This window comes from uncultured Clostridium sp. (assembly GCF_937920395.1).
Classification (GTDB): domain Bacteria; phylum Bacillota; class Clostridia; order Clostridiales; family Clostridiaceae; genus Clostridium_AD.
On the sequence record NZ_CALEVF010000224.1, the window covers coordinates 1 to 12,428 of the forward strand.

The 12,428-nt window shown below is 29.1% G+C and carries 9 protein-coding genes; all 9 read left to right on the top strand.

The window, feature by feature from the left end; genetic code table 11:
* The first annotated feature begins 345 nt into the window (after window positions 1-345).
* The 9 genes from Q0649_RS14300 to Q0649_RS14340 all read left to right on the top strand — a co-directional run bounded on the left by Q0649_RS14300 (window position 346) and on the right by Q0649_RS14340 (window position 12,286).
* Window positions 346-2,433 (top strand): glycosyltransferase, encoded by a 2,088-nt coding sequence (locus Q0649_RS14300; RefSeq protein WP_298843387.1) that lies wholly within the window; start codon window positions 346-348, stop codon window positions 2,431-2,433.
* 23 nt (window positions 2,434-2,456) lie between these two features.
* A complete protein-coding gene (locus Q0649_RS14305) occupies window positions 2,457-3,968 on the top strand; it encodes an oligosaccharide flippase family protein (protein ID WP_298843390.1) in 1,512 nt (503 codons plus the stop codon).
* Window positions 3,969-3,996: 28 nt separating this feature from the next.
* Window positions 3,997-4,965 carry a glycosyltransferase gene (locus Q0649_RS14310; protein WP_298843393.1) on the top strand — a complete coding sequence of 323 codons (969 nt, stop codon included), beginning with the start codon at window positions 3,997-3,999 and terminating at the stop codon, window positions 4,963-4,965.
* 13 nt (window positions 4,966-4,978) lie between these two features.
* Entirely contained in the window at window positions 4,979-6,001 is a 1,023-nt protein-coding gene (locus Q0649_RS14315; RefSeq protein ID WP_298843396.1) for a glycosyltransferase, read from the top strand.
* Window positions 6,002-6,020: 19 nt separating this feature from the next.
* Entirely contained in the window at window positions 6,021-7,064 is a 1,044-nt protein-coding gene (locus Q0649_RS14320; RefSeq protein WP_298843477.1) for a glycosyltransferase family A protein, read from the top strand.
* Between the two features lie 82 nt (window positions 7,065-7,146).
* Window positions 7,147-8,412 carry a polysaccharide biosynthesis tyrosine autokinase gene (locus Q0649_RS14325; protein WP_298843399.1) on the top strand — a complete coding sequence of 422 codons (1,266 nt, stop codon included), beginning with the start codon at window positions 7,147-7,149 and terminating at the stop codon, window positions 8,410-8,412.
* A 27-nt stretch (window positions 8,413-8,439) separates the two neighbouring features.
* Window positions 8,440-9,591, top strand: coding sequence for a beta 1-4 rhamnosyltransferase Cps2T (gene cps2T, locus Q0649_RS14330; protein WP_298843402.1), 1,152 nt, complete (start codon window positions 8,440-8,442; stop codon window positions 9,589-9,591).
* A gap of 70 nt (window positions 9,592-9,661) precedes the next feature.
* Window positions 9,662-11,035 (top strand): glycosyltransferase, encoded by a 1,374-nt coding sequence (locus Q0649_RS14335; protein ID WP_298843405.1) that lies wholly within the window; start codon window positions 9,662-9,664, stop codon window positions 11,033-11,035.
* A 30-nt stretch (window positions 11,036-11,065) separates the two neighbouring features.
* Window positions 11,066-12,286: a hypothetical protein gene (locus tag Q0649_RS14340; protein ID WP_298843407.1), complete on the top strand. Its 1,221-nt coding sequence runs from the start codon at window positions 11,066-11,068 to the stop codon at window positions 12,284-12,286.
* The last annotated feature ends 142 nt before the right edge of the window (window positions 12,287-12,428 follow it).

A 12,428-nucleotide genomic window follows, 5' to 3' on the forward strand; every position in this document is an offset into this window, starting at 1 on the left:
TTTTAACCCAGGTTTTGCTTGAGGACAAATGCCAATTAGTTGTTAACCGTCCCCCCGGTTTTGACCGGGGGTTTGATTGAAGCTAAAGGTCAATTAGTTGCTAACTGTCCCCCAGGTTTCCCTGGGGTTCCTCGGGTTTCAATTGAAGCTAAAGGTTAATTAATTGCTAACCGTCCCCGGTTTTAACCCAGGTTTTGCTTGAGGACAAATGCCAATTAGTTGTTAACCGTCCCCCAGGTTTGCCCAGGTTTTGCTTGAGGCTAAAGGTGAATTAGTTGTTAACCGTCCCCAAGGGTTCCTTGGGGTTCCTCGGGTTTTGATTACTAAAGAGAAGGAGATGATTTTATGAACAACCCCTTGATTTCAATTATAGTACCAATTTATAATGTCGAGGTTTATATAAGAAACTGTGTTGATAGTATACTAGGCCAAACATATGAAAATCTTGAGATTATACTTGTTGATGATGGGTCCCCAGATAATTGTGGAGCCATTTGTGACGAGTATAGATCAAAGGATAAGAGGATAAAGGTAATACATAAAAAAAATGGTGGATTAAGTTCTGCTAGAAATGCCGGGATAGATGTTGCAAGTGGAGAGTATCTAGGATTTATTGATAGTGATGATTGGATAGAAAGCGATATGTATGAAGCATTATATAATGCTTTGACTTATTATAAGGCTGATATTTCAGTTTGCGGTAGATATATTGTAGAGGGCGATAGAATAACAACAATATCAGATAGTGAAAAGGCACAGGTGTTTACAAGAAGCGAAGCATTATCTGAATTAGTTCTTGATGAGTATAGCGGGATGAAAAACTTTGCATGGGACAAGCTTTATAAGAAAGAACTGTTTGATGATGTTAGATATCCAGAAGGCAAGTATTATGAGGATATATTTACTACTTATAAATTGTTTGCTAAATCAAATAAAATTGTGGATATAAAAAGTCCAAAATATTATTATTTGTTAAGGGAAGATAGTATTTGTGGTAGCAACACTACTAGTAAAAGGTATGATTATTGCCTGGCTAATATAAAGTGTTTAGAATATATAAAAAGCCTAGAACCACTACTTGGGGATATGTGTGACAAGCAGTTATTTAATAGATTACAGTTTTGTATAAATGATATGTTGTTACTTGATTATGGCAAGAACGATTATGCTATTCAAATAAATGAAATTATAAGTAAATTAAAACAAAACTATTCGATCCTAAGAAATAGTGATCAAATGGGATTAACACAGAAACTGTCTTTAATGTTTATAGCGAGTTACCCTAATGTCTATACTACTATTTACCCAAGGCATAAGATAAATAAGACAAAAGTTTTGAAGGTGCTAAATAAAATTGTATCGCCAAGAGTTTCAAATAAATTAAAGTATATTAAATTATGCGAAAAAGGATCTAAGGAAACAAAGTATTTATATGAAGCAAACCCTGGGCAAAATAATATTTTCCTTATAGGAACACCAAATCATGGTAACTTGGGAGATCAAGCTATAGTATATGCGGAAAATAAGATGTTAGAGGATAATTTTAAGGATTTTACTATTATAGAGATTACTACTGTGGATCTGATTAAACATATAAAAAATTTAAAAAAGTATGTTAAAAAAGATGATATTTTTATGTTACATGGTGGTGGAAATTTAGGTAATGAGTATTTCTGGGAAGAAGAAGGCAGACGAAAAATCATTTCTGAATTTAAAGATAATAAGATCATTTTATTCCCACAATCAATATATTTCAAAGACACTGAGAATGGGAAATTAGAGTTTGATAAAACAAAATTGATTTATAATGCACACAAAAATTTAACTTTAATTGCAAGGGAAGACACCTCGTATAATGTTATGAAAGAAGCGTTTCCTAGTAATAATGTGATTTTAACACCAGATATTGTTATGTATTTAAATAAAACAAATCCAAAACAGGAGCGAAATGGTGCACTACTAAGCCTTAGAAAAGATAGAGAAGGCGTTTTAACTGAAATACAAAAGGATGAAATTAAAAATGAGGCCCAGAAAAACTTCGACAATATAATTATCACGGACACTGTGGCGGAGTATATTACAAATGAAGATAAAGTCTTAGAATATATGATCAATGTTAATCGAAGAGAAAAAGAATTAAATAAAAAATGGGATCAATTTAAAAAAGTTGAGGTCGTTATTACTGATAGATTACATGGAATGGTGTTTTGTGCAATTACATCAACCCCCTGTATTGTTATTTCTAATTACAATCACAAAGTTAAAGATACATACGAGTGGCTTAAAGATTTGAATTATATCAAGTTTGTGAATGATATAGAGGAGATTCCTGGTTTAATAAAGCAGCTTAAAGGAATCGAAATTAAAGAGTATAACAATTCATTTGCTATGAAGAATTATGAGAAAATATTAGAAGTAATGAAACAGAAGTAATGAAACAGAGGTGAAGGTAAGATTTGAAAAACGGTATGAAAAAAGCTGTAATTATAACATACATAACTATAATACTAGGAAATGTAATTTCATTGGTGTATACACCATTTATGTTAAGCAAACTTGGGAAATCTGAATATGGATTATTTTCTTTAGTAAATTCAATAGTAGCGTATATTTATCTACTAGATTTGGGATTTGGTAATGCGGTTATTAGATATAATTCTAAATATATGATAGAGAAAAATGAGGATGGTCGAAAAAAAGTAAACGGAATGTTTTTATCATTGTATTTGGTTTTAGGACTTATATCCATGATCGTCGGAGTAATAATTTATTTCAACTTAGGTAAAATCATGAGTAAAAGTTTAAGTCTTGATGAGATCAATAGAACGAAGCAAATGTTTATGGTTGCTATAGTTAACATATCATTATCGTTTCCACTAAGTATATTTAATTCAATAATAACAGCACATGAAAAATTTGTGTATATAAAGTTAATTAATCTAATAAGAACAATACTTAATCCAGCGATTATGATAACTGTATTGTTATTTGGATCTAAAGCGTTTGGAATGGTTATAGGATCAACAGTTTTTAATATCTTGCTTGGTCTAACTAATGTTTTTTATTGCTTTAAGATACTAGATTTAAAAATAAAATTTGCAGGATTTGATAAAGCACTATTTGCGGAAATATTTAATTACTCGTTTTTCGTATTTTTAGGTGCCATAGCATATCAAATATATTGGAATTCTGATCAATTTATAATAGCAATGTTTGTTGGTGCAGCGCCTATTGCTATTTATGCAGTTTCATCACAATTTAATACATACTTTTTATCATTATCCAATGTTTTATCAAGTATGTTCTTGCCGAAATTAACAAAGATGGTGGCTGGCGAGGAAAATAAAAATGACCTAATGAAATTATTAACCAAAATAGGTAGAATTCAATATTACATATGTAGTTATATTTTTTTAGGTTTTGTTCTAGTAGGTAAACAATTTATTATAGCGTGGGTTGGCGATGGATATTCATATTGTTACCTCATTGCAATAGTACTTATGTTTCCACAAATATTTTCAATTATTCAATCGCTTTTTGCTACAATGCTAGAAGCAATGAATAAACATAGAGTGAAAGCGTACATATACCTTACCATTGCAATCTTAAACATACTTATATCAATAGTACTTGTGAAAAAGTATCAAGGTATGGGATGTGCAATTGGTACAGCGATAGGCATGATCATAAACGCCATAGCAAACAATGTATATTATAAATTTATTATAAAGCTAGATATAAAATATTTTTGGATGAACATATTAAAATTAGTAATTCCAACTAGCATAACATTTGGTTTAGGATTTTTAGCTTTATCCCTGTTTAGCTTGACATCGTATATTTCAATCTTGATGTTTGGTGTTTTATTCACAATAATATATTTCATAGTTTTTTGGATTATGGGATTTAATAAATATGAGAAGAAGATTTTTATATCAGTCTTGAACAAAGGTCGGATTAAACAATAAATATTACAGCGACCCAGGAGGTGTTCTAATGGAATTTAAAAAACAACAATTAGTGTCTGTAATTATGAGTGTTTATAACGAAGAAGAAAAATGGTTAATGCAGTCAATAGAATCAATCTTAAATCAAAGTTATAGAAGTTTAGAATTTATTATTATTTTAGACAATCCGGGTAACGAGAAGTTGGAGAAGATAATTAAGTTTTATGAGAAGAAAGATGGTAGAGTACGATTCTTTAAAAATGAAAAAAACATTGGATTAGTTAGAAGCTTAAATAAAGCTTTAACTTACGTTAAAGGTGATTTTATAGCAAGAATGGATGCAGACGATATTTCAATAAAAAGTAGAATTAATAAACAAATGGAGTATATGGGAAGTCATCCAGATGTAGATTTTATGGGTGCTAGATGTATTAATATAGATGAAGAGGGTACTGAATTATATAGAGATGAAATAATACCAGAGGATATGAAATTAATTAAAAGTTGTTTATTGAATTTGGACTTTTTTAATCATCCAACCTGGTTGTTCAGAAAAAAATGTACCGATAAGATTAAAGGGTATAGAGAAATTACTTGTGCAGAGGATTATGATTTTTTACTAAGACTTATAACTAATGGATTTAAACTTGGGAACACTAATGAGTTTTTAGTTAGATATAGGATTAGGAAGAGTGGAATATCCCAAAGTAATTCACTTCAGCAATTTTTATACTCAAAACACATTGTTAAGATGTATAAAGATAGGGTTAAATACGGGCATGAAAAAGAAACAGTAGAAGAGTTAACGAATATGAAAATCAATGTAAATCAACAAAAGAGATTTAGTTTAGCCTTAGAAGGACTTAATAAATCAAGACTATATAAGAAGAAAAATAAGATTTATAGAATTTATTTAATTTTAAAAAGCTGTATAAGTTCAAAATATTTACGAATTTTACTTAAGGATATCACTTTTCACAAAGTTAAAAAACTAATGTATATAAAGAAGGTCAATTAGGGGGAATGTTTTTTTGAATAGAGTTGATGTCAGTATTATAATACCTGTTTACAATGTAGCGGAATTTTTGCCAAAATGTTTAGATAGTGTTATTAATCAAACTATTGATAATAAAGAGATTATTGTAGTAAATGATGGCTCTACAGATAATTGTTATGAAATACTCAAAGAATATAAAAACAAATACCCTGAATTAGTTATTATAAATCGAAAGAATAGTGGTATTAGTGAAACGCGAAATGTGGGAATCAAAGAAGCAAGTGGTGAATACATAGCATTTGTTGATAGTGATGACTTCATTGAGCTTGATATGTTTGAGAAAATGTATAAAGCAGCTACTCGTGCAAATGCCGACATAGTTATTTGTAATTACATATTGTATAAAGATGAGAAAGAAACAATTGATAACGAAGTAGAGGGAATTGATAAAGAAGGATACATTGATAAAGCTGATGCTCTTAAGATGTTTTTATTAAATGATATCAAGGGTTATGTTTGGAATAAGCTACATAAAAGAAAACTTTTTATTGATAACAAAATTACTTTTCCGGATTTTGTAGTATGCGAGGATACTCCGGTTGGATTCCTATTACTTGCAAACGCAAATAAGATTTATTCTATGATAGAACCACTTTATTATTATAGGCAAAGAGAGTCATCACTTACAAGAACATTTTCAATTAAATCAATGAAGGATATGATAGACGGATGTTATATAATGAGAGATTTTATAACAAAGAATCCGCTTATTTATGTTGAGTTAATCGACTATTATAGAGTTTATTTGATAAAAACCTTATGGGCAATACATAATAAATACTATATACAAAGCTGTGAGACTGGAGAGAAGAAATATTATCTGGAATTTAAAGCTGTAGTGTCAAAAGAGGTAGTTAATTTAAAGATTTCAGAAATAATAAAGAATAATAAGTTAACCCTTAAAGATAAAGTTAACATATTACTTATAAAAACAAAAACTTATGGTCTTATTTTTCCCATATTGTACAAACTTAAAAAATTAAAAAGGGAGTGTTAGTATAGTAGAAATAAGCGTTATAGTTCCAATTTATAATGGAGAAAAATATATCGAAGAGTGTTTAGAGATGATAATGAATCAAACATTTAAAGACTTTGAATTAATCATAATAGATGATGGATCTACCGATGACAGCAGGGAAATATGCAAGAAGCATGCGAAGAATGATTCGAGAATCAAATTAATTACGAAAAAAAATGGAGGCACCTGGGCCGCTAGAAATAGAGGAATAGATGAATCTATAGGTAAATATATTATATTTTTAGATTGTGATGATTGGTATGAACCTAATTTATTTGAAAAAATGTATGAGAGTATAAAAGAAAATGATGTTGATCTTGTTATATCAGGTCAAACTAATGTTTTTGTAGATGAAAACGGAGAAGTTATTAGAAGAACTACGGTATTACCAAAGGAGCAAAACTTTAAGTCAAAAGGTGAGATCTTAGGAAATTATATATTACTTAGAAAAGAAGAAATTGGAGATACTCTGTGGAATAAGATTTACAAATCAGAGATTATAAAAAAATATAATTTGAAATTTGAGAATTATAAACGTGGAGAAGACACAATATTTAATGCTAATTATTATCAAAAGATAGACACATGTAACGTTATTTCGCAGGCTTTGTATAATTACAGAATTGAAAATGTTAATCCAGTATGGCTTAAATACTCAGAGAATTATTTGGATATAGTAAAGAGCGAAAATGATACTATAGTAGCTAAACTTAAAGATTGGGGCAAATATAGCGAGGATGCTAGGGAGTATCAAGCAACTCATTTTACATATCGTATAATTGAGTATTTTTATAAGATAACATATTCTAAGAGCTTTTTAAATTTAGGAAATAAAATAGAGCAGAAATCAACCCTAAAAAGTAAATGCCAAGCAATAATAAACTTATTAGATAATGAAGAAGTTATAAAAAATTTGGAGGATGCAAAGGTCATTGGAAAATTCCATAAAGTACTTATTAAAGCTATGAAATCAAGAAATGTTGAATTTATATTGTTTTTAGTAAAGTTCAAATTGGTATATAACAATATAAAAGGTATATAGATTTATAACAATATAAAATGAATATAGATTTAAAATCAATAAATGATATTAGAAAAAGAGCGATCATCATGGAGGTATTAAAATGAATAATGAATCTACAAAAGGATATAAAGAATTTATAGATGTTTTAAAAAGAGGAAAATCTACTATTTTGCTTATAACTATACTTGCAACATTGGCAGCTGTTTTATTTAGCTATCATTCAATGAAAAGTACTAAGCCAATGTATCAAACGGAAACAAGTGTAGTAATAGGAAGTAAAGCAGATATAGTTAATGCTGTAACATCAAATCCTACATTTGAGCAAATTGCAAACTCTAGTACTATAGCAAAGAATGTCAGCTTAGCTTTAAAAGGGTCTATACCAGTTTCAGAAATACAAAAAAGTTATGAAATTAAAGTATCAGCTGATGCTCCAATCTTAACAATTACAGCTAGTGGAGAATCACAAAAGCAGTCCAAAGATATAGCAAAAGTAGTTATAACTTCCTTAACAAAAGAGGTACAAAGAATATATCCAAAGCAGAGCATGAAAATAATGGAAAATTCGGTCCAGAGTGATCTAACACAAAATAAATTCAAATCCATGAATGTAATACTTACATTTTTACTTGGACTTTTCCTTTCAATATTTATAGTAACCTTTAGAGGTTTCTTTGATGAAAAGATTTGGACAAAAGAGGATGCAGAAAAGTACACAGGAATATCAGTAATCGGGAACAACCCTAAGAGAAAGCAAAAGAAATATCCAACGCTGGATTCAATGGGCTTAAAAACTTTCAATCAATTAAAATCAAATATTCAGCTGTTAAACGCAGATAGTGAGAAAAAAGTTATCATGATAGCAAGTGGAGAAAACAATGAAGGTAGGTCAACTACAGCAACATACCTTTCTTTATCGCTCGCAAAAGGTGGCAAAAAAACTTTAATTGTTGATTGTGATTTGAAAAATCCCAATATACATACTATGTTTGATTTGATAAATGGAAAAGGGCTTCTGGATTGTTTAGCAGGAGATGTAGCAGCAGGGAAAGCTATTAAAGCTACAAAACAAGAGAATTTATCTGTACTGACTTCAGGAACGCTTACATTAGATTATGCAGAACTTTTTGTATCCAGATTTAGTGAATTTATAACGACTTTAAAGAAAGATTATGATTATATCATTTTAGATACATCTCCAATAACAACAGGCGTCGATGTTGAAGTTTTATCAAAATACGTGGATTCATGTGTTCTTGTTGTTAAAGCTGGTGGAACAGAAAGAAAAGATGTTATCAAAGCCAAAGAGATTCTTCAAAAGGTGGATGGTAATATTATAGGCGTATTTTTAAATGAAATGGACTAAAGATTAAATTAAAAGAGGTGTGTACAAATGAAAGATGTATTTATTATAGGATCAAAAGGAATACCTGCAAAGTATGGTGGATTTGAAACTTTTGTAGATAAGTTAACACTTTATAAAAAGAGTAAGGATATTATGTATCATGTAGCTTGCCTCGCAAAAGATGAAAAAGAGTTTTATCATAACGAGGCAAGATGTTTTAATGTAAATGTAAAAGAAATAGGTAGTGCAAAAGCTGTGATATATGATCTGCAAGCTTTATCTAAGTCTATAAAATATATAGAAGATAATAAATTATCAAATAGTATTATTTTAATTCTTGCTTGTCGTATTGGACCGTTTTTACAATTTTATATGAAGAAACTAAAAAAACTAGGAATATCTCTTTATGTAAATCCTGATGGTCATGAATGGAAGCGAAGCAAATGGATTATGCCGATAAGAGCTTATTGGAAATTCTCTGAGAAACTTATGGTTAAACATGCCGATCTCCAAATATGTGACTCTAAAGGTATAGAGGAGTATATAAATACAGAGTATTCAAATTATAGTCCTAAAACTACCTTTGTGGCTTATGGAGCGGAAACTTCAAGGTCTAAGTTAAATATAGAAGATGGATTAATAAAGGACTGGCTTAATAAGTTTTCGATTAAAAGAAAAAACTATTACTTAATAGTGGGAAGGTTTGTACCTGAGAATAGTTATGAGACTATGATAAGAGAATTTATGAAGACTGATATTGATAAAGACCTTGTTATAATTACTAATGTCGAGAAGAACAAATTTTATGATGATTTACTTAAAACCACTAATTTTACTAGTGACAAAAGAATAAAATTTGTAGGAACTGTATATGATAATGAACTTCTAAAAAAGATAAGAGAAGAATCATCTGCATATATTCATGGACATTCAGTAGGGGGAACAAATCCTTCACTTCTTGAAGCACTTTCAAGTACAGATGTTAATTTGTTATTAGGTGTTAATTTTAATAAAGAAGTTGGACAAACCGGTGCATTGTATTTTAATAATGAAGATGGGAATTTAGCTTCATTAATAAAGAAAGCCGAAAAGTTAGATGAAAATGAAATAAAAACATTAGCGGAAAAATCCACAAACAGAATAAAAGAATTTTATTCTTGGGATAAAATTGTTAATGATTATGAAGCAATTTTCTTATAGATGAAGGAGGTCCTACCTTATTAAAATATTACATTATTCTCTAGGGTTACCCCCATTTCGAACAGGAGGATTGACTAAATACTCTGTAGATCTTATGGTAAATCAAATTAAAAATGGTGATGAAGTTTCATTATTATATCCTGGAAGTTTTTCACTTAATAAAAACTTACGCCTTATTAACAACAAACCATATAAGAATATTTCTGTGTATGAGATATTAAATCCGATATCAATTCCACTATTAAGCGGAATACCAAATCCAGAGGACTATTTAAAAAGTGTAGATGTTAATATTTATATAGAATTTTTAACTAAATTAAATGTAGAAGTTATACACATCCACACATTAATGGGACTTAATAAAGAGTTTATAACAGCGGCGCAGAAGTTAAATATAAAAACCATATTTACGTCTCATGATTATTTTGGAATATGCCCTAAAGTTAATCTTATAGATTTAAAAGGGTCAATATGTAAGGATTATGATGAGGGAAAAAACTGTATTGAATGTAACGCAAATGGCTACAGTAAATCTTTAGTATTTTTAATGCAATCAAAAACTTATCGTTATTTAAAAGGTAGTTCTATTGTAAAAAAATTAAGAGCTTATAAACAGAGAATAATTATAAAAAGAAATCATGATCTAAGTGATGTACAAGAGGTACAAGAAGTAAAAAAGATACAAGAAGTACAAGAAAAAAACGATAAAATTAATGTTAACCCTCTTGCAGGTGGATACACTAACTTAAGGAAGTATTACATAGATATATTAAATAACATAGATTTCATTCATTATAATAGTACAGTTTCCAAAAGAATATATGAGAAATACATAGATAATACAAAGGGTAAAGTGTTAAATATTACTCATTCAGATATAAAAGATAATAGGATACAAAAACATAGTAATAATAACGAACCATTAAAAATAACTTATATTGGTTCTATAGAAAAATATAAAGGTTTGTATTTTTTGCTAAATGTACTTGAAGAACTAGTTAAAAATAATATTAATAGATGGAAATTAAACGTTTATGGTAAGAACGTAAATATAAATACGGATAAATTCAAGGGTAAAGTTAAGACTAATGGTACTTATGATTATGGAGAGTTAGAGGAGATATTTAAGAATACAGATGTACTCATAGTACCAAGTATTTGGTATGAGACATTTGGATATATTGCTCTTGAGGCATTCTCTTATGGAGTTCCTGTAATCCTAACAGATCTTGTAGGGTTTAAAGACATGATGGATCCTGGAGTTACAGGCATTATTATAAAAGCCGAGGAGAATGAATTATATAAAAATTTAGAAACTATAATAAAGAGCCGAGAAAAGCTAAATAACATTAATCAAAACATAATGAATTTGCAAGGTATCTATACAATGGAAAATCATACTAAAGATATAATGGGATTGTATTCTAGTTTGATAAAAAAATAAAGTTCAAAGTTAAGACAAAATATTAAAGAAATGGAGAAAAGTTTAATGGAAATATTAATGGCTGTATTGTACTCATTTCATCAGATGTTTGCAAATTTACCATTTGTAAGTAGTACACTAACTGGAAATCTAGATTTGTTTTATGCACTAGGAATGATTGGGATTATCTTTGTTATATTTAAAAGTAAAAAAGATATTTCACTCCTATTAATATGTGCTTTACCTATCGTTATTTATGGAATAGTTCAAGGAATGGTAATAGAAAATATAGAAATGCAAAAACTTGTGGTTAATATTTCTAAAATTACTATATGCATTTCTTTAATGATTTTGGTATCTAAAAAAATTCATGATTTTAAAATTAAGAAATTTATCGATTATATTTGTAGAATATATTTAATACTTACACCTATAGCCTTCATTCTAAAACAAAATGATTATTTATGGAGGCTCCATGATACTATAAACAAATATAACCTTGTAAGACTTAATCTGTTTTACATAGAACCTAGTGAGTTAGGGTTTCATTTATCTATAATAATTATGATATTGATGTATTTACTTATTAAAGAGAAAACCAGAAAGGTTCGAGTCAAATATATAATCTATATGATAGATTGTTTGACGCTATTAGTATTAGCTGGAGCGTACGGGTCATCAGTAATGCTTATTGGGACTATAACATTCGTATCATTTATTATAATTATAACAAAAATTAATTTTAAGAACATTTTAGTTGGATATGGATTAATAATGGTCTTTACCATAATAACAATATTGTTCGTAGTAACGAAATCGTCAATATACATGAGAACAGTAGATACGTTAAATGGAAAAGATTCTTCCAACAGTTATAGAGTAAATGTTACTCAGCAGTTTACATCGACTGCAATAACTAAAACAAAGGGAATTGGAGTAGGCCTTGGAAATCTTAATACAGACAATACAAGGAAAATTTTTAAATCTACTGGAATGACAGCAGTAGTTGCAGCTTCATATCCATATTTCATTGCAGAGGGTGGATTATTTGGGATAACATATTTGGTTTTACTACTAACACTGCTCGCTACTAACGTAGCAATCAAAAAAAATATGTTACTGACAAACCTTTTGTTATTCAGCTTTTTATATCAGATTTACGGAGGTTATTTCACAAATCCGTTAAATTGGATCATTTATGGATTAATTATAAGTAGGTGGACACCTAAGGAAATAGAACTAGAGGACAAAGCAAAAGAGCTAATCGCGTAGATTAGCTCTTTTTACGTAGTTCTCCTATGTGTCTTGCAATATGAGCTTGAAACGTGAAATTGCATTAAGGAATTCTAATCTTTTGAAAATATAAAATTCTCTAACGCTCACACTCGACTTCCTGTCTCGGGTTCACTAGACT

What these genes read in the sequence shown, in the direction of transcription:
- Q0649_RS14300 (WP_298843387.1), top strand. Translation starts at nt 346, where the DNA reads ATGAACAACCCCTTGATTTCAATTATAGTACCAATTTATAATGTCGAG.
- Q0649_RS14310 (WP_298843393.1), top strand. Translation starts at nt 3,997, where the DNA reads ATGGAATTTAAAAAACAACAATTAGTGTCTGTAATTATGAGTGTTTAT.
- Q0649_RS14325 (WP_298843399.1), top strand. Translation starts at nt 7,147, where the DNA reads ATGAATAATGAATCTACAAAAGGATATAAAGAATTTATAGATGTTTTA.
- cps2T (WP_298843402.1), top strand. Translation starts at nt 8,440, where the DNA reads ATGAAAGATGTATTTATTATAGGATCAAAAGGAATACCTGCAAAGTAT.
- Q0649_RS14340 (WP_298843407.1), top strand. Translation starts at nt 11,066, where the DNA reads ATGGAGAAAAGTTTAATGGAAATATTAATGGCTGTATTGTACTCATTT.